General features: G+C 64.8%; 22 protein-coding genes. 9 read left to right on the forward strand and 13 right to left on the reverse strand.

Annotated features, from left to right (window positions below):
• Positions 1-20: 20 nt before the first annotated feature.
• The 3 genes from OKC44_RS11930 to sgrR are packed head-to-tail and all read right to left on the reverse strand — an operon-like array spanning position 21 to position 2,942.
• Positions 21-734: a hypothetical protein gene (locus OKC44_RS11930; RefSeq protein ID WP_060390487.1), complete on the reverse strand. Its 714-nt coding sequence runs from the start codon at positions 732-734 to the stop codon at positions 21-23.
• A 31-nt stretch (positions 735-765) separates the two neighbouring features.
• Positions 766-1,161: an acyl-CoA thioesterase gene (locus tag OKC44_RS11935; RefSeq protein WP_011704482.1), complete on the reverse strand. Its 396-nt coding sequence runs from the start codon at positions 1,159-1,161 to the stop codon at positions 766-768.
• A 35-nt stretch (positions 1,162-1,196) separates the two neighbouring features.
• Entirely contained in the window at positions 1,197-2,942 is a 1,746-nt protein-coding gene (sgrR, locus tag OKC44_RS11940; RefSeq protein WP_270813008.1) for an HTH-type transcriptional regulator SgrR, read from the reverse strand.
• A 100-nt stretch (positions 2,943-3,042) separates the two neighbouring features.
• Between sgrR and OKC44_RS11945 the strand changes: the two genes are divergently transcribed.
• The 3 genes from OKC44_RS11945 (at position 3,043) to OKC44_RS11955 (ending at position 5,381) form a co-directional block, all read left to right on the forward strand.
• Positions 3,043-3,219 (forward strand): hypothetical protein, encoded by a 177-nt coding sequence (locus OKC44_RS11945; RefSeq protein WP_016349280.1) that lies wholly within the window; start codon positions 3,043-3,045, stop codon positions 3,217-3,219.
• A 155-nt stretch (positions 3,220-3,374) separates the two neighbouring features.
• Positions 3,375-4,643 (forward strand): O-acetylhomoserine aminocarboxypropyltransferase/cysteine synthase family protein, encoded by a 1,269-nt coding sequence (locus OKC44_RS11950; protein WP_252475373.1) that lies wholly within the window; start codon positions 3,375-3,377, stop codon positions 4,641-4,643.
• Between the two features lie 108 nt (positions 4,644-4,751).
• Positions 4,752-5,381: a glutathione S-transferase family protein gene (locus OKC44_RS11955; RefSeq protein WP_270813011.1), complete on the forward strand. Its 630-nt coding sequence runs from the start codon at positions 4,752-4,754 to the stop codon at positions 5,379-5,381.
• A gap of 76 nt (positions 5,382-5,457) precedes the next feature.
• On the opposite strand, the gene OKC44_RS11960 is transcribed toward OKC44_RS11955, so the two are convergent.
• A complete protein-coding gene (locus tag OKC44_RS11960; RefSeq protein ID WP_270813013.1) occupies positions 5,458-6,633 on the reverse strand; it encodes an iron-containing alcohol dehydrogenase in 1,176 nt (391 codons plus the stop codon).
• 210 nt (positions 6,634-6,843) lie between these two features.
• Here OKC44_RS11960 and OKC44_RS11965 point away from each other — a divergent pair, with 210 nt between their 5' ends.
• A complete protein-coding gene (locus OKC44_RS11965; RefSeq protein WP_011704476.1) occupies positions 6,844-7,425 on the forward strand; it encodes a hypothetical protein in 582 nt (193 codons plus the stop codon).
• A gap of 198 nt (positions 7,426-7,623) precedes the next feature.
• On the opposite strand, the gene OKC44_RS11970 is transcribed toward OKC44_RS11965, so the two are convergent.
• On the reverse strand, positions 7,624-8,076 hold the full coding sequence (locus tag OKC44_RS11970; RefSeq protein WP_270813015.1) for a hypothetical protein: 453 nt from the start codon (positions 8,074-8,076) through the stop codon (positions 7,624-7,626).
• Between the two features lie 465 nt (positions 8,077-8,541).
• Here OKC44_RS11970 and OKC44_RS11975 point away from each other — a divergent pair, with 465 nt between their 5' ends.
• A complete protein-coding gene (locus OKC44_RS11975; protein WP_270813017.1) occupies positions 8,542-10,014 on the forward strand; it encodes a C69 family dipeptidase in 1,473 nt (490 codons plus the stop codon).
• A gap of 61 nt (positions 10,015-10,075) precedes the next feature.
• Here OKC44_RS11975 and OKC44_RS11980 read toward each other — a convergent pair whose 3' ends face one another.
• From OKC44_RS11980 to OKC44_RS11990, 3 genes are read right to left on the reverse strand one after another with little or no spacing between them, the layout of a single operon-like run.
• The gene (locus OKC44_RS11980; protein WP_270813018.1) at positions 10,076-10,822 is read right to left on the reverse strand and encodes an SDR family oxidoreductase; all 747 of its coding nucleotides are present in this window, start codon (positions 10,820-10,822) and stop codon (positions 10,076-10,078) included.
• A 56-nt stretch (positions 10,823-10,878) separates the two neighbouring features.
• Positions 10,879-11,124, reverse strand: a complete 246-nt coding sequence (locus OKC44_RS11985; protein ID WP_236766147.1) for a DUF3624 domain-containing protein — start codon at positions 11,122-11,124, stop codon at positions 10,879-10,881.
• Between the two features lie 13 nt (positions 11,125-11,137).
• Complete coding sequence (locus OKC44_RS11990) at positions 11,138-11,596, reverse strand: GNAT family N-acetyltransferase (RefSeq protein WP_024946079.1); 459 nt, start codon at positions 11,594-11,596, stop codon at positions 11,138-11,140.
• A gap of 186 nt (positions 11,597-11,782) precedes the next feature.
• On the opposite strand from OKC44_RS11990, the gene OKC44_RS11995 reads away from it, so the two are divergent.
• Both OKC44_RS11995 and OKC44_RS12000 read left to right on the forward strand, forming a co-directional pair.
• Positions 11,783-13,225, forward strand: a complete 1,443-nt coding sequence (locus tag OKC44_RS11995) for a RimK family protein (protein WP_045790769.1) — start codon at positions 11,783-11,785, stop codon at positions 13,223-13,225.
• A 24-nt stretch (positions 13,226-13,249) separates the two neighbouring features.
• Positions 13,250-13,783: an MgtC/SapB family protein gene (locus OKC44_RS12000; protein WP_016349269.1), complete on the forward strand. Its 534-nt coding sequence runs from the start codon at positions 13,250-13,252 to the stop codon at positions 13,781-13,783.
• 54 nt (positions 13,784-13,837) lie between these two features.
• On the opposite strand, the gene OKC44_RS12005 is transcribed toward OKC44_RS12000, so the two are convergent.
• From OKC44_RS12005 to OKC44_RS12015, 3 genes are all read right to left on the reverse strand, one after another.
• The gene (locus OKC44_RS12005; protein WP_270813021.1) at positions 13,838-15,457 is read right to left on the reverse strand and encodes an alpha-amylase family protein; all 1,620 of its coding nucleotides are present in this window, start codon (positions 15,455-15,457) and stop codon (positions 13,838-13,840) included.
• Positions 15,458-15,580: 123 nt separating this feature from the next.
• Positions 15,581-17,548: a TonB-dependent copper receptor gene (locus OKC44_RS12010; protein WP_270813023.1), complete on the reverse strand. Its 1,968-nt coding sequence runs from the start codon at positions 17,546-17,548 to the stop codon at positions 15,581-15,583.
• Positions 17,549-17,793: 245 nt separating this feature from the next.
• Positions 17,794-18,051: a DUF2442 domain-containing protein gene (locus tag OKC44_RS12015; protein ID WP_011704466.1), complete on the reverse strand. Its 258-nt coding sequence runs from the start codon at positions 18,049-18,051 to the stop codon at positions 17,794-17,796.
• A gap of 259 nt (positions 18,052-18,310) precedes the next feature.
• On the opposite strand from OKC44_RS12015, the gene OKC44_RS12020 reads away from it, so the two are divergent.
• Positions 18,311-20,275 carry an LTA synthase family protein gene (locus OKC44_RS12020; RefSeq protein WP_270813026.1) on the forward strand — a complete coding sequence of 655 codons (1,965 nt, stop codon included), beginning with the start codon at positions 18,311-18,313 and terminating at the stop codon, positions 20,273-20,275.
• Positions 20,276-20,327: 52 nt separating this feature from the next.
• Here OKC44_RS12020 and OKC44_RS12025 read toward each other — a convergent pair whose 3' ends face one another.
• A complete protein-coding gene (locus OKC44_RS12025; protein ID WP_011704464.1) occupies positions 20,328-20,798 on the reverse strand; it encodes an Lrp/AsnC family transcriptional regulator in 471 nt (156 codons plus the stop codon).
• Positions 20,799-20,957: 159 nt separating this feature from the next.
• On the opposite strand from OKC44_RS12025, the gene OKC44_RS12030 reads away from it, so the two are divergent.
• Complete coding sequence (locus OKC44_RS12030; protein ID WP_270813028.1) at positions 20,958-21,476, forward strand: cyclin-dependent kinase inhibitor 3 family protein; 519 nt, start codon at positions 20,958-20,960, stop codon at positions 21,474-21,476.
• A gap of 8 nt (positions 21,477-21,484) precedes the next feature.
• On the opposite strand, the gene metA is transcribed toward OKC44_RS12030, so the two are convergent.
• Entirely contained in the window at positions 21,485-22,438 is a 954-nt protein-coding gene (gene metA / locus OKC44_RS12035) for a homoserine O-acetyltransferase MetA (RefSeq protein ID WP_017408885.1), read from the reverse strand.
• Positions 22,439-22,572 lie beyond the last annotated feature (134 nt).

Raw genomic sequence — 22,572 nt, forward strand, 5'->3', positions numbered from 1 at the left:
TTGCTTTGCTACTGCCGCGCTTACTGCGGCTTGTTGGCGCCCGGCAGCGGCTGCCAGGTGAGGCGGGTCACCTGGGGTCCCTGCACCTCGCACTTGAGGCTCAGATCCTGCCACCCCTTCTCCTGGCGCAGGGAGACTTCCCCCTCGATGCCCTCGGCGCGGGTCTTGAGCTTGGCCTGCTCGAAGGTCACCTTGTCACCCCCGGCCAGCGTCATCAACTTGCCGTTGCAGAGCCAGTGGGCCAGCTCCGCTCCCTTGAGCTTGACGCCCCCCTTGGCCGCCTTCTGTTCGGCGGCGCTCGGTGCAAACAGCTGACCCAGCTCGGCCGCCCGTTTAGTGAGCCAGACTTCCCGCTGCTGCATGCTCATCTTGCTGACGAACTCGGCGGGCTGGCCCTTCTCGTCCAGCCACTGGGTCAGCTTGCCGCCATCGTCAAAGGCGAACTGGGCGGCGGGCTCCTTCACCCCGAACAGCTTGCCGCCCTTGAAGTAGTAGCGGCTCTCCCCTTCCAGCTTGCCCTGCTCGTTCATGATGGGCACGGCGATGATGACGGGAGCGCCATCCACCCAGGCCTTGATGTCGACGCCATCGTGGCTGAACAGACGGGTATCGAGGGCGCTCTCGGCCCCCTTTTCCATCAGGGAGAACTGCTCGGCGAGGGAGGCCGCCACGGAAGGCAGGGAGCAGAGCCCCAGTCCCAAGCCGAGGCTCAGGGCGATCACGGTATTGCGCATAAGTGTCCTGTGATTGGCCGGTGGGCCAAGGTTAGCTTTCTATCAGCCAGGCCCGCAGCCCCTCCCGGTGGCGATCGCTCAGGGGAATGGACTGGCGGGACTGGTAGTCAAAATGGATCAGGGTGGTTTCGGCGGTCACCGCCAGCTCGTCCCCCTGCCAGGCTTCCTGCCAGAGCGTGAAGGAGCTGGAGCCGATGCGGCGGACCCCGGTTTTGATCAATACCTGCTGGCCGTAGAACAGCTCCCGTTTGAACTGCACCGTGTAGCCCGCGATGATCAGATGCCAGTTGTGCACATCCAGCTCGGGGGAGAAGATGCGAAACAGCGGGTCGCGGGCCGATTCAAACCAGACCGCCGGCACCGTGTTGTTGATGTGGCCGAGGGCATCTGTCTCTTGAAAACGGGGTTGGATCTGCATTTCCAGCATGGATATCGACTCCTTGTCGTTGGACCGCGCTCAGGCTAACGCGGCCCGCCTTTGGACTCAAGCTCCCCCGTCGTATCGCCGCCGCCGACGGCCAGCTCCGGGCGCAGCCAGGCGCTGCGAAAATCGAACCAGCCGAGCGCCGTCATCCGTACCCCGTGCACGCCGACCCGGCTCTCCAGCTCCAGCCAGTGGTGAAACAGCGGTACGAACCAGCCCTGCTGCTGCACGCTTGCCAGCAGGGCGCGCGGCCCCGGCTCCTCACCGCTGGCACGCCACTGCGTCAGCCCCTGCCACAGACGCTGCTGACTGCCCCACACCTTGCGCAGCAGCGGGGTGCCCTGTAACCAGGCGTAGGGGGCGAAGGCGTGTTCGTGCTCCAGGTTGAGGGTGCCGAGCCAGAGGTCCACGTCCTCGTCCGCCCCGCTCACCCAGCGGCCGTAATCCAGGGTGCGCACCTCCAGCCGGATCCCCTGCTCTGCCAGCAGGCTGCTCATGGCGTTGGCGCACTCGTTGAACTCCAGGTGCTGGTTGAAGCAGGCCAGCACCAGCTGGCGTGGCAGTTGCTTAGGCGTCGGCAGCGGGGCCGGCTGGGCCTCGCGCCAGTGGGGCAAGAGCCCGAGCGCGCTGGTCCAGCCCCGCTGCAGTTCGGGGGCAACCCGCGCCATCAGGGCGATGGGGTTGAGCAGGCCGGCCAGCCACTGGCGCAGGGCGGGATCCTGCAAGGGTGCGGATCTGTCGTCCTGCAGCAGGAAGTAGCAGCCGGATTCCAGCTCGGACTCGCCGCGCATGGTGCCGAGCTCGGGGCTGTCGCGCCCCAGCTTCAGGTGGCTCTCCAGCCGATCCGCCAGCTCCGGCAGCATCCAGATGTCGATCTCGTCGAGCAGGGCGCGCAGGCCGAAGTAGTCGTCGAATGCCTCGAGGCACAGTTGCAGCGGGTCGTTGGCGGTCACCCGGTAGGGGCCGGTGCCCACCGGTTGCAGGGCAAAGCCCGCCTCCCCCTTGAGCTCACGTGGCAGGATGGCCGCCACCGGCTCGGCCAGCAGCTGGGGCAGCAGCTGGGGCAGCAGAGGATCCGGGCTGTCGAGATGAAGATCCAGGGTGCGCGGCCAGGGGCTCTCCAGCCGCGCCAGATGGGCGAACAGCGGGCGATCGCGCAGGGCCAGCAGGCTCTCCACCACGTCCTCCACCACCAGCTCGCGGCCGTGGTGAAAACGCACCGCCGGCCTCAGGTAGAAGCGCCAGTGGCAGGGGCCCAGACACTCCCAGTGGTGGGCCAGATCCCCCTCGATTTCCCCATTTTCCTCATTTCGCCGGGTGAGGCCGTTGAAGATCTGGCGGCTCAGGTGGATTTCGGAGCGGCGCAGCGGGCCGGTGGGCAGCAGGCGCGGCAGCGGCCGGTAGTAGGGCACCCGCAGGATCTGGCGCCCTTCCCGGGTGGCCTGGCCGAGCTGCTCGATCAGCAGCGGGGTGAGCAGATCGAGGCGATCTTCGGCCAGCCGCACCGCCTGCGCCAGCTGGCCCTGGCTCAGCAGATCCCGCAGCCGGCGCCGGGTCAGGCTCTCCTGGTTGTCGAGCAGGGTGAGCCGGGAGCGCCGCCCCCGCCCGGCCTCCGCAGCCCAGCCGAGCCAGCCCTGATCCTGCATGCGGCGCAGCAGCAGGCGGGCGTTGCGCGGGGTGCAGCAGAGCAGATCCGCCACCTCGGCGAGACTGATCTCCTGCTCGTCACAGCCAAGCTGCTGGGCGAGCCGTTGGAATTGCTGGTAAAGGCGGCTGGTGGGCATAAAAGAGGAAATCCTGTTGCTAAAAGTCATCAGTTTTTACTTCCGCATTTTAGCTCAATACTGCTGGCGAACGTGAGAACCACAGCACAGGAGCACCATCATGAGCCACGCCAACCCCATCAAACCGAACCGGATCCAGCAGATCCTGCGCCGTTACTTCAAGCGGATCCTGCCCAGGCCGCTGACCCTGATCGAGGATCCCATGAGCCAGCTCAACCGCCTGATGCAGTGGGACATGCAGCAGATCGACGATCGGGAGTATCGCCGCCGCCTCTGAGCCTCCTCTCTCGGATCGCACAAGGAGGGGCGCAGTTCGCCAGCGGGCGTAATTGCTTTGCCGGATTGGGTGGTTTACATCGGCGCTGGGCCTGATAGATTGGACGTCTATCCATCTATAACTGCTACCCAGCAACATCCAACAAGGAGTGTGTGATGAAAGATGCGACCCTGGCCCTGCACCACGGCTTTGCCAGCGACCCCACCACCAAGGCCGTTGCCGTGCCCATCTACCAGACGGTGGCCTACGAGTTCGAGAGCGCCCAGCACGGGGCGGATCTGTTCAATCTGGCGGTGCCAGGCAACATCTACACCCGCATCATGAACCCCACCAACGATGTGCTGGAGCAGCGGATGGCCGCGCTGGAAGGGGGCATTGCCGGTCTGGTGGTCTCGGCGGGTTCCGCCGCCATCACCTACGCCATCCAGGCGCTGACCGCCGCCGGGGACAACATCGTCTCCACCCCCCAGCTCTATGGCGGCACTTACACCCTGTTCGCCCACATGCTGCCGAGCTTCGGGGTAGAGGTACGCTTCGCCAAGGATGACAGCGCCGAGGCCATCGCCGCCCTCATCGACGACAAAACCAAGGCGGTCTACTGCGAGAGCATCGGCAACCCGGCCGGCAACATCGTCGATCTGGCGGCCTTCGCCAAGGTGGCCCACGCCCGCGGCGTGCCGCTCATCGTCGACAACACGGTCGCCACCCCGGTGCTGTGCAAACCCATCGAGCACGGCGCCGATATCGTGGTGCACAGCCTGACCAAATATGTCGGCGGCCACGGCAACTCGCTGGGGGGCGTCATCGTCGACTCGGGCAAGTTCCCCTGGGCGGATCACGCCGAGCGCTTCCCCCAGCTGACCAAACCCGAACCTTCATATCACGGGGTGGTCTACACCGAGGCGTTCGGCCCGGCCGCCTTTATCGGGCGGGTGCGCACCGTGCCGCTGCGCAATACCGGCGCCGCGCTGGCGCCGATGAACGCCTTCCTGCTGCTGCAGGGGCTGGAGACCCTGAGCCTGCGCATGGAGCGCCACGTCGACAACGCCCTGCGGGTGGCCCACCACCTCAAGCATCACCCCAAGGTGGCCTGGGTCAGCTACGCCGGTCTGCCGGGTCACCCCCACTACCTGCTGGCGGAGAAATACATGGCCGGTCGCCCCTCGGCCATCCTCTCGTTCGGTCTGAAGGACGGCTACGAGGCGGGGGTGCGTTTCTACGATGCACTCAAGATCTTCAAGCGGCTGGTCAATATCGGCGATGCCAAGTCGCTGGCCTGCCACCCGGCCTCCACCACCCATCGCCAGTTGAGCGAGGAAGAGCAGGCCAAGGCCGGCGTGAAACCTGAGATGATCCGGCTGTCGGTGGGGATCGAAGCCATCGAGGACATACTGGCGGATCTGGATCAGGCGCTGGAGTCCTGAGTCAGTCAACGCAGGAGCGGGCATCAAGCCCGCTCTTTTTTCGCCAGCGGTGAACCCGCCACCGCGCCGCTGCGTATCACCGCCTTCCGTCACTGCGTCGAGGTTTCCATGATAGTCCTGCACCACCTGAATAAATCCCGCTCCCAACGCATCATCTGGCTGCTCGAAGAGCTGGGCCTGCCCTATGAGATCAAAGCCTACCAGCGTGATGCCACCACTTTTCTGGCACCGCCCGAGCTCAAGGCCATCCACCCCCTCGGCAAGTCGCCGGTCATCGAGTTCGACGGCCGGGTGCTGGCGGAATCCGGTGCCATCACAGAGTACCTGATCGCCCGCCACGCCCCGGAACGGCTGGCACCGGCCACCGACAGCCCGGACTATGCCGAATATCTGCAGTGGCTCCACTTCGCCGAGAGCTCCGGCATTCTGCCGCTGCTGCTGGACATGTTCGTGCGCAAGGACGGCAGTCCGATGCGCTTCCTGCCGGACTACGCCAAGGCGGAGTGTGCCAAGGTGCTGGGCTATCTCAACGATGTATTGGCAAGCCGCCGCTACCTGGTGGCCGATCGCCTCACCGGCGCCGACATCCTGAACTCCTTCCTGGTGGATCTGCTGGCACAGAGCGGCCAGCTGGCCCAGTTCCCGCATCTGCAGGCCTACTGGCAGCGCCTCAACACTCACCCGGCCCGCCAGAAGGCGGCAGCCCTGGAGCGCGAACTGGACCGCAGCGCCGGATAAACGGCCGCGCCCGGCGACACCATGCAAAACGCCCCGATGATCGGGGCGTTCTCTTTTCAGCTCGGCGGCCAGATGCTCAGAGCGCGTGAGAGAGGATCCGCGCTACCTTGTCCGGGTCTATGTCCTGCTGCTCCCCGAGGGCGGTCAGGCCGAAGCGCTTTAGGTTGGAGCAGATGCCGGGGATGCAGCTCTCGCTCAGGCCGTAGTCGGAGAGGCGGGTGCCCACCCCCATCTGCTGGAAGAACTGCTCGGTGCGGATGATCGCCTCCTCGATGCGCAGCGCCTTGTCCTCCCGGCTGGAGTGCCATACCCGCTCGGCGAACTGGGCCAGCTTCTCCTGCTTCTGGGCCGATTGCTCCCGCAGCAGGGAGGGCAGCACCACCGCCAGACTCTGGGCATGATCCAGCCCGTGCAAGGCGGTGAGCTGGTGACCGATGGCGTGGGTGGACCAATCCTGCGGCACGCCGCGACCGATGAGGCCGTTGAGCGCCAGGCTGGCCGCCCACATCAGATTGGCGCGCACCTGGTAGTTGGTGGGCTCCGTCAGCGCGCGCGGGCCGTTGTCCACCAGCACCTGCAGCAGGCCTTCCGCCAACCGGTCCTGCACCTCGCCCCCCACCGGGAAGGTGAGGTACTGTTCGATGATGTGGACGAAGGCGTCCACCACCCCGTTGCCCACCTGGCGCGGCGGCAGGCTGTAGGTGGTCGTGGGATCCAGCACCGCAAACACCGGCTGCACCAGCGGGTTCATGAAGGAGAGCTTGGCCTCCCCGCGGCTCACCACGGCAGCCGGGTTGCTCTCCGAGCCGGTGGCCGGCAGGGTCAGCACACAGCCCAGCGGCAGCGCCGCCTTGATGGGGGCCTTGTGCAGCAGGATCTCCCAGGGATCCGCCCCCTCGAAGCAGGCCGCGGCGGCCACGAACTTGCTGCCATCCACCACGGAACCACCGCCGACCGCCAGCAGGAAGTCGATGCGCTCGCGCTTGACCAGGGCCACCGCCTCCATCAGCTGATCGTACTGGGGGTTGGCGCCGATGCCGGGAAACTCCAGCCACTCCCGTCCCGCCAGCGCCTGGGTCAACTGCTCATAGACCCCGTTCTGTTTGATGCTGCCGCCGCCATAGAGCACCAGCAGGCGGCTGCCGGCCGGGATCAGCTCCGGCAGCTTGGCGATCTGGCCTTCACCGAAACAGACGCGGGTAGGATTGGCATATTGGAAGTTGTACACGGCAGAGCCCTCGGTTGAATGCATGCAGGGGAATTGTGCGCCTGCGGCTCCGGCAGGTCAAAAAACGGGAGCCGGCTATCAGATTGCGCAGTGGGGGGCGAGTCGCCGTAAGGAAGTCGTGCGGCGCTGCCCCTGTTTCTTTGCCGCTCTGCTATGGTCTCTCTGGGAACCGGGTGCGCAACCCTCAACGCCCGCTCCCGCCCTCTTCACTCTTTTGCTCATAAGGTCTGACACATGAAACTCAAGCATGCATGGATTGCCGGTTTGCTTTCCCTCTCAACCTGTCTGGCGCAGGCTGCCGAGGTGGCAACCGAAGTCGCCACGGCCCCTGGCAAGGCCAACCTGGTGGAGGCCGTCTCGGCCCAGGCCACGGTCACCGCCATCGACATGGCCAGCCGCAAGGTCAGCCTGAAAAATGCCGCCGGCGAGGCGTTCGACATCGTCGCCGGTGAGCAGGTCACCAACTTGGCCAACCTCAAGGTGGGTGACGTGGTGGCGCTCCGCTACCTGCAGATGCTGGATCTGGAGCTGCTCAAGGGCACCGCCGGGGTGAGAAAACGCATCGTGGAAGTGGCGGCCGGCAAGGCCGAGGCAGGCGAGAAGCCGGGCGCCGGGATCGGCAAAAAGGTCACTCTCTATGGCGACGTCATCGCGGTCGACAAGGGGCAGCAGACCATCACGGTGAAGGGGGTGGATCACACCCTGGTGCTCAAGGTGCACAACCCGGCCCAGTTTGCGCTGATCGCCAAGGGCGACCAGATCAAGGCCGTGCAGACCCAGGCGGTGGGGATCGGCATTCTGCCCGAAAAGAAATAGCGACGGCCTGAGCCGATGCAGCGGCCGGACGCCGTCCGGTCACCAAGGGAGTGGCAGCCGCCCTCCCTTTTTTGCTGCCGTGGTGGCGGCGCAGAGCGGCCCGTGCTGCGCCGCATCGGCAACCCGCTCATGGTGCCCGGACAGGGGCAAGTGATTGCCCCCACCGACCATGGATTGCCGTTCGAGTCATCCCGCCGCTCAGGCGCTCTTGGTCTCTTCCTTGCTGCTGCTCTTCTTGCCGGTGAGGCGGTCCATCGCATCCTGCAACATGGCGTCCCGCTGTTCGCTCAGCGGCTTGCTCTGCTCCGCCCGTTCTTCGGCAGTCAGCTGCTTGTTGTCGGCAATCGTCTTGAGCTTCTCTTCTATCTCGTTGAACTTCTTGCGATCAAAGCCGAGCGCCTTGTCCACCAGCTGCTGCATCACGCCGCCCTTGTCGGAGCCGATATCGAGCGCCGACGGCAGCTTGCTGTTCTTGGCCAGGTGTTCATAGGTCAGCGCCTGCTGGGCCTGGCCAGTGATCCGCTGGGAGGAGAGGTTGACCAGATCTTCCCAGCCGCCACCCTGACCGCTGTCGGCACTGCTGAGGGTGGCGAGGGCGCGGTTGTTGGAGGCGCTCTGGGCAAGCTGCTGGCTGTAGGGTTTGATATCCATGGGGGCTCCAGTCTGCATGCCGATCCGGCATGACGAGGTCGCTGATTCGATGGCATGAGGCGCCAGGCCCCATCATTGGCAATAAAACCAGCAAGTTGCAGGCCAACTTGCCAGATTGGTGCAGATCCAAGCTCGTACGGGCTCGCGAGCCTCCCGGCGGTCATTTCGACGTCAGAATCATGACGCTGCGCTGCCCAATCGGCAGCTTCTGGTGCATATCGCTGCCTTTTTCACGCTTTACCAGACAAAGCAAAGGAACGACTCATAGATCACAAAACAAACAACCAGCGAGGCATACAATTTCGGCGCACAAAACGACCAGCAAGCAGTGTTATGGATGAAATGTTTGCGTCATCGACCATGAGCAGCACGATCCCCCGGCAGCGTATCGGCGGCCGATCGCACTGCGGCAGACCTGCATCCCACCGCCTGGCTTTCACTCACAGTTACGCTTCGGGCAATCCCATGAAAAAACACACCTTGAGTCTTCTCTCCGCCACCCTGCTCACCCTGCTTGGCACCAGTGCCGACGCCTGTACCGGCCTTATCGTCGGCAAGGGCGCCAGTGCCGATGGCAGCGTGATGATCGCCAGAAACGAGGATTTTGGCGTCAACAACTGGAACAAGTACCTGGCCTTCCGGCCCGCCCAGCAAAACGAGGGCAAGGTCTGGAAACTGGGCAACGGGCTGGAAGTGCCGATGCCAAAGGCCTTCTTCGCCTACTCCGCCATCCGCGACTGGGATGCCACAACCAGCGACCCGGCAGGCAAGTATTACGAGGAGCGCGGCATCAACGAGTTCAACGTCGCCATCTCGGCCACCACCAGCGCCGAGGTCAACGACAAGGCCCAGAAAGCCGATCCGCTGATCGAGAAGGGGGTCATCGAGGCCATCATCCCGACCCTGATCCTGCCGCAGGCCAAAACGGCCAAAGAGGGGGTCGCACTGCTCGGCCGCTATGTGGAGCAATATGGCGCCGGGGAAGGCAACAGCCTCTATCTGGCGGATGTGAACGAGGCCTGGCTGATGGAGATCGGCTCCGGCCACCACTGGATCGCGGTGCGGGTGCCGGACGACAGCTACGCTATGGTGGCCAACGGCCTGCGCATCCACGGCGTCAATCTCGACGGTGCCGATGTGCTGCACTCGCCCAAGCTGCTGGAGTTCGTGCAGCAGCACAAACTGCTGGATAACGCCGATCCGAAAGAGTTCAACTTCGCCAAGGCATTCGGGGTCATCGCCGACCCCTACAACGTGGATCGGGAGTGGCTCGGCCAGAAGATGCTGACCGCCAGCCACCCGCAGCCGACCCGGCAGGCGCAATATCCGCTGTTCATGAAGCCGGATGCTCCCATCGCCGTACCGGACGTGGCCAGGCTGCTGAGCGCCACCTATGAGGGTACGCCGCTGGCCGGCAAGGCGGAGCGGCCGATCCGCATCGACAGGCAGCTCGAATCCCACGTCATCCAGCTGCGCAAGGAGATGCCCAAAGAGCTGCAGGGATTGATCTGGCAGAGCTACGGCGTGCTGGCAGAATCCGTGATGGTGCCGCTCTACAACACCCTGGAGTCCTACCCCCTGCCCTATCGCACCGGCAGCGACAGCTACTCCGATGATTCCGCCTACTGGCAATTCCGCAGCCTGACCGCGCTGGCCAGCGCCGATCCGGACAAGTACCTGCCGCTGCTGCGCGGCGTCTGGAGCAAGGAGAGCAGCAAGCTCTACCAGGAGGTGGCCCTGCTCGACAAGAGCCTGAAGCAGGCCTATGCCAGCGACAAGGCTACCGCCATCGGGCTGGCCGCCGACTACTCCTATGGCCAGCTGGAGCAGACCTATCAGATGGCCAAAGAGCTGCGCTACAAGCTGATGACGGATCTCACCAAGCGCACCGAGCAGAAGTACTCGCCCGAGGAGTTCAAGAAGATCATGAGCCTGTAATCGGCTCGCCAACGCAAAGAGGCTCCCTTGGGAGCCTCTTTTATTTCGTCAGCTGCCGCCATCAGCGACGGCTGATATTGAGCGGGCCGAAGGTCTGCGCCACCGGCATGATCTCGATGCTGTTGATGTTGACGTGGGCCGGCTGCTGGCTGATCCAGAGCACGGTATTGGCGATGTCTTCCGGCTGGATCGCCTGCACCCCCTGATAGACGGTGGCCGCCTTGGCATCGTCACCGTGGAAGCGCACGTTGGAGAACTCGGTACCGCCGCACAGGCCCGGCTCCACGTTGGTGACGCGGATGGCGGTGCCCGCCAGATCGGCGCGCAGGTTGAGACTGAACTGCTTCACGAACGCCTTGGTGGCGCCGTAGACGTTGCCGCCCGGGTAGGGGTAGGTGCCGGCGATGGAGCCAATGTTGATGACGTGGCCGCGATTGCGCGCCACCATGCCCGGCAGCAGCAGGCGGGTGAGCAGGGTCAGGCCACTGATGTTGGTGGCGATCATCTGCTCCCAGTCTTCCAGATCCGCCTTGTGGGCCGGCTCCAGCCCCAGCGCCAGCCCGGCGTTGTTGACCAGCAGATCCACCTCGCGCCACTCGGCCGGCAGCCCGTCGATGGCGGCGCGGGTGGCCGCCTTGTCCTGCACGTCGAACACCAGCGGCAGGAACTGCGCACCCAGCTCGTCGGCCAGCGCAGCCAGCCGCTCGGCGCGCCGACCCGTGCCTATCACTTGGTAGCCCGCGTTCACCAGCTGACGGCTGATGGACTCACCAAACCCGGACGAGGCGCCCGTTACCATTGCTATCATCTGAACCTCCATATCTACAGCGCTATTGTTATTTATCTGTTTGAAATCAATCTGATTCATTCATCGCTCAATTCACGTCCGGTCGCCCTGCGCCAGACAAACACCAGCAGGTGGAGCAAAAACAGGCCCGATCCCCCCAGCGCGAACAGCAGACCGGTGAGGGCGTTGACCGAGGTGTCGGCGCCACACCACCACCAGACCAGCCAGCCGATCAGACCGATGACAAAGGTCTGGCCGGCGCAGACCGGGCAGCGCCCCAGCTTGGCCTTGATGGCGGTGGCGAGGCAGTTGTCGCAGCTCATCCCCTCTCCTCTCTCAGGCCTGCTTCAGCGCCAGCACCAGCCGGTGGGCGTGCTGACCGTGGCCATAATAGTCCGGCAGCTTCTGTCTGGGCCGAAAACCCAGCTCGCGATAGAGGGCCTGCGCCTCTTCATTGGCATCGCCGACCTCCAGCCGGATCGCCCCCCAGCCGGCCTCTTTGCCTTCCTGGATCACCTGCTCCAGCAAGCGGCGGGCCCAGCCTTGCCGGCGGATGGTCCAGCGGATGGCGAGGGTCTGGATGATCAGCCGATCCCAGCCCCTGTGCTCCAGCAGGCAGAGGTAACCCATCAGCTGCTCCTGCTGGTCCAGCACCAGCAGGGTACGCCCCTTGGCGTGGGTCAGCAGATAGTGCCAGCGGCTGCGGCCAAAGGCGACTTCGGGGGGAAAACAGTAGCGTTCCAGCTTAACGATGGCGCCCAGATCATCGGTCCGGGCCGCGCGCACGGTCAACACGGGGAGTCCTTGTTCGGTTATTTATCTTCATCACCAAAAATGCGACTTGTATCACAAGTTACCAAGGCGGCATATTAGGCACTGTAACCTCTTGTTTCCCCTCGCGCCATTGTCGTGCTTGTCGGTGCATCGAAGCCCACTGGGGATCCTGCCGTTCAAGGCAGTTTCATCTGTGGAGCCGAAAAAATGAGTACCTACGTCATCGTCGAAGAGCCGGGCGACTGGCCTTGCCATGCCGATTATCTGCTGACCGCCCGCACCTACCTGCAACACGGGGTGCCCACCACCGGCGGCCGCCCCCGCATCATCAACCTCTGCCGCAATCTGGAGCACCTCAGCGCCGGCTACTACTGCTCGCTGCTGGCCCAGGCGCGCGGCCACCACTGCCTGCCGGGTTTGCAGGCCATCAGCCAGCTGCAACCCCAGCAGCCACCGGCCAAGCTGTGGCGAAAATTGCAGGGGTGGCTGGCCCAGCAGAGCGAAGACCGAATCCGGGTGCGCGCCATCTTCGGCCAGTGCGAACAGAGCGAGCTGGCGGGGCTGGCCCGCTACTACTACGGCCTGAGCCAGCTGCCGCTGCAGGAGCTGACCCTCAAGCGCGGCCGCCACGGCTGGTCGGTACGCCAGCAGCAGAGCCTGTCGCCGCTGGCGCTGAGCCCGAGCGAGAAGGCGCTGATGCTGCACCACGCCCAGGCGCTGGTGGGCACCGGTGACGAGGAGCAGGCGGCGCCGCTCTACCAGCTCGCCATCCTGGTCGACCCCAACGACGGTCGCGCCAGCAGCGATGCGCTGGCGCTGGATCGCTTCATCCAGGCGGCGGCCGCGCAGGGGATCCGGGCCGAGATCCTGGCACCGTCGGCCATCGAGCGGCTGCCGGAGTTCGATACCCTCTGGCTGCGCTCCGAGACGGCGGTCGGCCACTACACCTTCGAATTTGCCCGCCGCGCCGAGCAACTCAAGATGCCGGTGATCGACAGCTCCCGCGCCATCCTCGCCTGCAGCAACAAGCTCTACCTCTACGAGCTGATGGTGCGCAGCGGCGTGCCCATGCCACCCACCATGGTGGTGACCCGCCGCGGCCGCCACCACGTGGATGAACTGGTGCAGCGGCTCGGCCTGCCGCTGATGGTAAAGGTGCCCGACGGGGCGCAGGGGCGCGATCTGGCCATGGCCAGCGACGAGCAGCAACTGGCTCGCCTGCTGGATGAGGGGTTGGCCCGCTCCGCCCTGCTGCTGGTGCAGAGCCGGATCCCCGCCGAGTTCGACTGGCGCATCGGCTTTCTCGACGGCTCGCCGCTGTTTGCCTGCCGCCGTTTCCGCCCCGAGCCTGGCAACCGCATCCGCCGCCGCAAGCACCCCCTCGACATGAGCCGCATCGAGGCACTGCCGCTCAACGAGGTGCCGGAACGGGTGCTGCAGACCGCCCGCCGCGCCGTCCATCAGCTCGGCAACGGCCTGTTCGGGGTCGACCTGCGCCAGCAGGGGCGTGACTGCGTGCTGCTGGAAATCATCGACAATCCCTGGATACGTGGCGATATTGAGGACAGAGAGGCAAAGGACCTCTACGAGCGCCTCGCCCGGGCCTTCCGCCAGCGGCTGGAAAACCGGGGGCAGAGCGCGGCCGGATAACAAGTATCGATAGCAGAGGTGGATATGATGACGACTGATTGGTGGGACATTGCGCCCCTTGGCTGGGAGAACATCCTGGTCTGTCTGGTGTGTGGCACCCTGGTGGGGCTGGAGCGGCAGCTGCGCGGCAAGCCGGTCGGCATCCGCACCTCCTCGCTCATCATCCTCGGCACCTACTGCTTTCTCGCCATCGGTGCCGCCGTCAGCCCCCAGAGCGCCGATCAGGCGCGGGTGCTGGGCCAGCTCATCACCGGCATCGGCTTTCTCGGCGCCGGGGTGATGATGACCCGGGATGGCCAGGTACTGGGGGTCACCTCCGCCGCCACCGTCTGGATGCTGGCCGCCCTCGGCGCCCTCATCGGCATGCAGATGCTGCACCAGGCGCTACTGCTCACCGGCGTTACCCTCTCCATCCTGGTGGGGGTGGACTACCTGGAGACCAGCTTCAAGAGCCTGCGCCGCGGGGTGCACAACCGGCTGGAGAGCTGGCGGCACGGCAATGGTCACGCGCAGGCCGCCCCCCATCAGGACGAGCTCGGCAGCGGCATCGAAAAGTAACTTCCCCCACGAAAAAGGGCTCCATCACGGAGCCCTTTTTGTTACCAACCTCGCTTAGCGCACCAGCAGGAAGCGACCGCTCAGCGGCGGCAAGTCCACCGTCACGCTGCTGCCGCCGATGGCCAGGCTCTCGCCGCTTTGCAGATCCACCAGGGCGCTGGCACTGCGCAGCTTGCCGACCGGCACCGCGTAGCTCTGGGGCGTGCTTGAGACGTTGAGCAGGTAGACTACTTGCTCCGCCGCCGTCTGCTTGATGTCGCCATAGACGCTGCCCTCGGCTACCAGCTTGACCCGCTCCCCCTGATAGAGGGCGGGGTGGGCGGCACGCAGGGCCAGCAGCTGACTGAGCCACTGTTTCAGATCGCTCTGCTCGCTGCTCGGCACGAAGCCGGTGGCACCCGGCACCTTGCCATCGCTGCGGGCCACGTGATCGTCACAGAGCCCCTGCGCCGCGCAGTCGCCACTCACCTGCTTGGCAAAGCCCGGCACTTCGTCGCCAAACTCCTCGCCGTAGTAGAGGGTGATGGGGCCGGAGCGGGCCGCCAGGAAGCTGAAAGCCGCCTTGTGGCGCTGCCAGTAGTCCGCTGGATTGAAGTTGCCGCGCTCCAGCAGATCGCCGAAGCGCACCAGATCGTGGTTGCCCAGCATCAGGTTGGGCATGGCGTGATTCGGGTAGTTCTCCACCTTGTTCCAGCTGGCGTCGAGCACGCTGGCCCCCTGCCCGCCCTTGCCGGACTCCTCCACCGCCAGCGCCTGCACCAGGCCGTAGCGCAGCGGGAAGTCGAACGCCGAGGAGAACGCCGGGTTGTCGCTCGGCCCATACGCCTGGGCGCGGATCTCGTCGGCGCCCTTCCACACCTCGCCCACCATGTAGCCGAGGGTGCCCCACTGCTGGCCGGCTGTCTTGCGCGCCGCGCTGGCCCGCTCCACTTCGCTGCGAATGGCGCGCCAGTCGTCGAGGCCGAGCTGATAAGCCTGATCGAGGCGCCAGCCGTCGATGCCGTACTGCTCGACCCAGTAGCGGGCCACCTCCTTGAAGTAGGCGAGGCTCTGGGGCTGGCTGTAATCCACCAGCTGGCCGGGATAACCGGCCCCGCCGCTCTTGAGGGCGGGCAGCCGTCCTTCGGGAGAAGGCTTGCTCACCCCCACCTTGTTGACGTGGCCGAACACCCCGTCGAGGAAGACGTAGAGGCCGCGCTGATGCGCTCCGTCCACCAGCTGCTTGAGCTGGACGTTGCTGCCGAAGTTGGGATCCACGTTGAAGAAGTCGCAGGCGAAGTAGCCGGTGGCATCCAGCTTGTCGTCACCGCCTTGCCCCGCGCAGGAGTCGAACACCGGGGTCAGCCAGATGGCGTTGACGTTGAGGCTCTTGATGTGGTCCAGGCTGTCGATGATCCCCTGCAGATCGCCGTTGTGCTGGGAGGGGCCGTAGCCGACGCCGTAGTTGGCGCTGCCGTCGCCATCGACGAACGACTCCACCATCACCTGATAGGTGCGCAGATTGCAGGCCGGCTGATCATTGCCGTAGCAGGCGCGGCTGGCGGTGGCCGGCGGCGGGTTGGTGACCGGGGGCTGCTGGGGCTCGCTGGAGCCGCTCCCGCCTCCACTGCCGCAAGCCGTCAATAACAGGGCGGCCCCGATGAGGCCGCCATGGCGCAACGTTCCTTGTTTCATTGTTATGTTCCCGCTGTGGTGGTATTGGCGCCCAAAGCGCCACACTGGGGCCATGATAGCGGCCCCGCCCGCACGGGTCTGTGACTGAAAACGTTACCTGGCTCAGTCGGTTGGCGCGCCGACCTAGAGCACACCGGCAGAGGCGAAACGGTAACTGACCGAGAGCCAGTAGGCGCGACCCGGCTCCGGAATCCGCCCCACCTGCTCGTAGCCCAGCCCGGCCTGACTGGCGTGCACCGACTTGGAGAGGTGCTCGTAGTAGAAGGTGTCGAACAGGTTGTCGACCCCAGCCGACAGCTGCCAGCCCGGCTGGAACTGCCAGGCGGCGCTCAGGTTCATGGTGAAGAAGCCCGGCGTCTCCCCCTGATCCTGCCCGGCTACGGTGCCGGAACCCACATCGACCCGATCCTGCGCGGCCACGGCGCGACCCAGCAGGGTCAGGTTCCACGCCTCGGCCGGCTGCCAGCCCAGCGCCAGCTTGCCATCGAGCGGCGGCATCTGGGCCAGCGGTTGGTTGTCGCTTTGGTTTTCGCCATAGACCACCGCCAGACCGCCGTCGAGGCGCCACTGCTCGGCAAACTGCCAGCGCCCTTCCAGCTCGCCACCGCGGGTCTGGGCGTCGATGTTGCGCACCTTGTTCGACTTGTTGTTATAGAGCAGGTAGTCCTGAATGTCGGCGCTAAAGAGGGAGAGGGTCAGATCCAGTTCGCGGCTGCGCAGGGCCAGCCCCGCATCCCACTGGCGGCTGCGTTCCGGGTTGAGGGTGAAGGGCACGCTGTCCTTGCTGCGCTCCCAGTAGTCCGGCGCCCGTTTTGCCTGGCCCCAGGCCAGGTAGCTCGACCAGGCCGGCGACCACTGGTATTCGTAGCGGCCAAAGCCGCTGTCCAGGGTCAGGGTATCGCTGTAGAGGGTCTGATCCCCCGCGCCGTAACGGGTGGTCTCGACCATGTCCTGCCGGTAACCCCCCTTGTAGCTGTGAGCCCCCTGCTGACGGCCCAGCTCGGCGAAGCCGCCCTGCTGCTCGAAGCGCAGGGTGCGCTGGCGCGGCTGGCTGGCGTAATCCACCCCGCTGCGGGCCCTGTGCTGATCCCGGTTGGCATCGAGCCCGGCGGTCAGCAGCCAGTCGGCCGGCAGGGCGATGTCGTTGGCCCAGCGCCCGCCGGTGTTGCGCCGGTCCGGGTTGGAGAGCATCTTCATGCCGCTGTTCGGACGCAGGCTGAAGTTGTCCATGATGTGGTCGATGTCGTTGTCCCACAGGGTCAGCTCGCTGCGCTGCCAGTGGCGGCTGATCTGCTCTTGCCTGAGCTTGAGGCCGAAGGATTCGCGGTCGAACATGGGGCCGTCCATGGTGCGATCCGCATAGGCGGCGCGGGCGTTGCTGCGCTCGGCGGTGAGCTCCAGCCAGGTGTGCTCACTGGGCGTCCAGCCAAGCTGGGCGGTGCCGTTCTCGCGCCGGTAGAAAGAGCGCACCTTGTCGCCGTGGCCGTCGCGATAGTCATCGCTGTCGGAGTGGGTGAACTGGCCGCGCAGATAGCCCTGCGGCGCCCCCACTGTGGCATCCAGCATCTGGTCGTCGCGCCCAAAGCTGCCATAGAGCGCCGATGCCTCGGCCTTGACGCCGGGGGCAGTGAACTCTGGCCTGTCCCGCTCGAACAGCACAGTACCCGCTAGGGTCGCCCCCTGTTCGAGGGATTGCGGTCCCTTCAGCACCCGGATCCGGTCGAAAGATTGAGGAAAAACATAGGCGGTGGGCGGGTCCATCCGGCCGCCGCAGCCACCGGCCAGCATGCCGCCATCCATCTGCACGTTGAGGCGGGACATGCCCATCCCCCGCAGCACGGGATCGCCGCCCAGGCCCCCCTTGCGCACCATGCTCATGCCGGTAACGTTTTTGAGGTAACCGGCACCGTCAGCCGCCGGCATGGGGGAGCCCGGCTTCTTGGGATCCAGGGTCACCTCCAGGGTGCTAGCGGGGCGACTGGCGACCACCACCATGGGCTCCAGTTGCTGGACAGGCTCTTGGCCGGCGGCGCCGTGACAGGCAAAACCGCCCACCAGCAGGGCCAGCGGGGTGCGCATATGACAAGCCATACTCTTTCCTTATCTCTTTGTTTATTTTGTTTTTTTAATTTCCGCCAACAAACCATTCAGTTGCTGGAAGGTTTGCCGTCAGGCTGCAAAAAAGGCCTGCGGCGCGGCGGCAGCAAGCCCTCTTAAGCGAAGCCAAGCTAGGGTTGGCAAAATGTTGCGCAGGTTTTACCCAAATTGGGTGAGGAAGGCAAACGCTCAAACATTCCTGTTACAGGAATCTTGGGATGGCTCACAAAAACAGGGGGTTAGCTGAACGCTTCCCGCTCGTCGATGGGCTTGATCAGGTGATAGACCTCGTGGGCCGACAGGATGCAGCCGGCGGGCCACTCCAGCTGGTGGTGGCGATTGATGAAGACCCGGGCGCAGCGCCGCTCCGAATCCAGCGCCGCAAACAGCGGCTGGGTGCGCCAGGGGGTCAGGTCCAGCGCCCCCGTGGTACCGTCCGAGAGCACCACGAACAGGCTCCATCCTTGCAAATATTCCACATCGATAAAGACCGGCATCCCTTCGGCTCCGATTGAGAAAATTCGGCGCCATTATAGATAAGCCCCCCGCACCGCTTTGCCAGAAAGATCACAGTTTTTCCAGCCGTTTATGCTGTCTTCGATCCCTGCGCGCCCTCACATAAAAATCATAAATCGTGCCAAAACATCCTTTTAAACAGCACCTACACGCAACCTTTCCCCGGGCCCGCTGTCATAACCCTGCAATATAAAAACAATGCGCCCGTGGACGGGTGCAAACAGGCTTGTAGGAACAACAATGACCACTATCAGACGATGGCTGGGACCGTTTTGGCCCATCGCCGTTTTTTCATTGATCGCGCTCGTCTCTCTCTCCATCAGCCGGCTCGCGCTCGGCCTCTGGCAACTGGAGCGGGTTGACGCCGTCGCCGGCTGGCAGGAGATGCTGCTGCAGGGGCTGCGGGTCGACTTCGCCACCCTCTGCTGGCTGTGGGGCGTGCCCGCCGTGTTCACCCTGCTGCTGGCCGGCCCCCATGCCGTGGGCCGTGTCTGGCTGCAGTTCATCCGGGTCTGGCTGACCCTGGGGCTCTGGCTGCTGCTCTTCCTGGAGATCTCCACCCCCTCCTTCGTGACCGAGTACGGGGTGCGGCCCAACCGCCTCTACATCGAATACCTCATCTATCCCAAAGAGGTGTTCGCCATGCTGTGGGCCGGCCGCAAGGGCGAGCTGCTGCTGGCACTGCTGTTCAGCGGCGCCGTGCTGGCGGGCGGCTGGTGGCTGAGCGGCCGCTTGCTGCGCGGCATCAGCTTCCCGCGCTGGTACTGGCGGCCCGCCTTCGCCCTGCTGATCCTCGCCATCGGTTTTCTCGGTGCCCGCTCCAGCCTGGGTCACCGTGCCCTCAACCCGGCCATGGTGGCGTTTGCCAGCGATCCGCTGGTCAATGCGCTCACCGTCAACTCCTCCTACTCCCTGTTCTTCGCCATCAAGCAGATGCGGGCCGAGGAGGATGCCGGCCAGTTCTACGGCGAGCTGCCCCGTCAGCGCATTCTGGATCTGGTTCGCCAGGAGAGCGGCCGCGAATCCCATGAATTCAGCTCCGACACCCTGCCCAGCCAGACCTTCAACGAGGCCAGCTACGGCGGCAAGCCAAAGAACCTGGTGATCCTGTTGCAGGAGAGCCTGGGCGCCCAGTTCGTCGGCTCCCTCGGCGGCCTGCCGCTCACCCCCAACATCGATGCCTTGTCGAAAGAGGGTTGGGCGTTCGAGCAGCTCTACGCCACCGGCACCCGCTCGGTGCGCGGCATCGAGGCGGTGCTGACCGGCTTCACGCCGACCCCGGCCCAGGCCGTGGTCAAGCTCGGCCGCAGCCAGACCAACTTCTTCACCATCGCCGATCTGCTCAAGCAGCGGGGCTACGACACCAGCTTCATCTACGGCGGCGAGAGCCACTTCGACAACATGCGCAGCTTCTTCCTCGGCAACGGCTTCACCACCATCGTCGAGCAGAAGGACTTCAAGAACCCGGTGTTCGAGGGCTCCTGGGGCGCCTCTGACGAAGATCTGATGGCCAAGGCCGACGAGACCTTCCGGGCGCTCAGCAAGCAGGGCAAACCCTTCTTCAGCCTGGTGTTCAGCTCGAGCAACCACGATCCGTTCGAGTTTCCCGACGATCGCATCGCCCTCTATGAGCAGCCCAAGCAGACCCGCAACAACGCCGCCAAGTACGCGGACTACGCCATCGGCGAGTTCTTCAAGAAGGCGAAGCAGTCGGACTACTGGAAGGACACCCTGTTCCTGGTCATCGCCGATCACGACAGCCGGGTCAGCGGCGCCAGCCTGGTGCCCATCCCCCGCTTCCACATTCCGGGAGTCATAGTGGGTGACGGCATAGCGCCGAGACAGGATCCGCGCATCGTCAGCCAGATCGACATGGCGCCGACCCTGCTCTCCCTGATGGGGATCAGCGCCGACTACCCCATGCTCGGCAAGGATCTGACCCGCATGCCCGCCGACTGGCCGGGCCGCGCCATCATGCAGTACGACAAGAACTTCGCCCTGATGCGCGGCAAGGACGTGGTGATCCTGCAGCCGGAGCGAGCGCCGGAAGGCTTCATCTATGAGGATGCGACAGAGACGCTCACCCCGGCGCCGCAGCCGGCCACCATGAAGGATGCGGCCCTCGGCCTGGCGCTGTGGGGCAGCCTCGCCTACCAGCAGGGGCTTTACCGGACGGCGCCGGATACCCGCACCGTGCTGAACTGAGCGCAATAAAACAAAACCCGCCGATTGGCGGGTTTTTTGTAGGAGGCGGGCGTCAGGTGTTGAGGAAGCAGGGCAGCGAACGGCTGAACTTGTGCTCGAACACCAGCGAGGTCTCCAGGTGCACCACCTCTTCGCGGGAGGTGAAGTGATCGAACACGAAGTTGCGCAGGTGCTCGGTGTCGGCGACGCACAGATGCACCAGGAAGTCATCCTTGCCGCCCATGTGGAACAGGCTGATCACCTCGGGCAGGGCCAGGATGGCGTCGCGAAACGCATCGATGATCTGGCGGCTGTGGCGGGCCAACTGCAGCGATACCATGGCCTGGATATGACCGCCGAGGGCCTGGTAATCCACCTCGCAGTGGGCGCCCTTGAGCACCCCGTCCTGCTGCAGCTTGCGTACCCGTTCCAGACAGGTGGACGGTGCCACCCCGACCAGCGCGGCCAGATCCTTGTTGGTCATGCCCGCATCGCGAAACAGATGGGCCAGGATATCCAAATCCAGTTGATCCAGGTTTCTCATCTTTACTCCTTGAACCGCTCAATTTTTTAGACTCTGCCCGTAAACCGGGCCGAACACAACGCAGATTGACATCGGGGCCGCGCCCCCTATGCTTTGGCGCACTCAAAAACCGGGTCAGGCCCGGCTTGCCTCGCCGTTGCTGGCGTCATAAGGATCTTTATGCACCCGTCTCACCCCTTCTGGAGCCAGGAAGTCCCCCGCGTCGATGGCCAGCTGCTGCTGACCCCCTGCCCCGGCACCCAGCAGGTGGCGCTGCCGCTGGCACTGGGCCAGCTCAAGCTGGCCGGGGCGCACGGCGTGCTGACCCTGATGACCGACGCCGAACTGGCCCGGCTTGAACTCGGCACGCTTGGCCAGCAGATCGAGGCCGCCGGCATGCGCTGGTTCCAGCTGCCCATCGAGGACGATCAGGCTCCCGATGCCGCCTTCGAGGCCGCCTGGCGGCAGGCTCTGCCAGCCCTGATCGGACTGCTGCGGGACGGCAAGCACCTGGTCATCCACTGCAAGGGCGGCAGCGGCCGCACCGGGCTGGTGGCGGCGGCCCTGCTGATGAGCCTGGGCCAGCCCCAGCAGGAGGCGATGGCCGCCATCCGGGCCCATCGGCCCAAGGCCTTCACCCTGGCCTGCCACCGCCAATGGCTCGACGGGCTGGCGGCGCGGCTGGCCGAGGGCGACTGAGCCAGTCCCTACCTCGACGGCGAGTTCTGCTGATAGGTAAACACCTTGCCGATATCCTCGACGCGATAGCTGGTGAGCTGATAGACGTAGTAGTTGAGCCAGTTTGAAAACAGCAGGTGGCCGTGGCTGCGCCAGCTGGCGCGCGGGGTCCGGGTCGGGTCGTTGTCCGGGTAGTAGTTGACCGGAATGACGGGCGCAAGCCCGGCCGCCAGATCCCGCTGGTATTCGCCATCCAGGGTCAGCGCATCGTATTCCGGATGACCGGTGACAAACACCTGACGACAATCCTTGGTGGCCGCCAGATAGACGCCGGCCTCTGCCGATTCGGCAAAGATCTGCAGATCGGTGTGGGCGCGGATGAGATCCCCGTCGAACGCCGCATAGCGGGAGTGAGGCGCCACGAACTCGTCGTCGAAGCCGCGCAGCAGCGGTTCGTGCTCGTCGAGCCGGTGATGGCGATAGACCCCGGACAGCTTCTCGCCGTGGGTCTGCTTCTCCATGCCGTACAGGGCTTTCAGCGCCGCCTGCACCGCCCAGCAGAGGAACAGGGTGGAGGTGACATGCTGATGGGACCACTCGATGATCTCGACGATGCGCGGCCAGTAGACCACCTCCTCGAACTCCACCAGCCCGAGCGGCGCCCCGGTGATGATCATGCCGTCGTAGTTGTTGCCGCGTACCTGTTCGAAGTCGTGATAGAAGTTTTCCAGGTGCGCCTGGGGCGTGTTCTTCGACTCCCGATCGTCGATGCGCAGCAGATCCACGTCCACCTGCAACGGCGAGTTGGAGAGCATCCGCATCAGCTGGATCTCGGTTTCAATCTTCTTGGGCATCAGGTTGAGGATCAACACCCGCAGCGGGCGGATGTTCTGGGTGACGGCCCTGGATTCCGTCATCACGAAGATGTTCTCCTGCCCCAGCACTTCGGCGGCGGGTAACTGATCCGGGATCTTGATCGGCATGCTTACTCCCTGTACTGCATCGGTAAATATGTCTGGACATCCAGAAGCCTATAATAAAGCACCCACCCTGTCATCAGATACCTTTTGTATTCACCCCCACCTTTGACTAGCATACGGCTCAGTGTGTCTCTCGC

This window comes from Aeromonas sp. S41-2 (genome assembly GCF_027705845.1).
GTDB lineage: Bacteria > Pseudomonadota > Gammaproteobacteria > Enterobacterales > Aeromonadaceae > Aeromonas > Aeromonas hydrophila.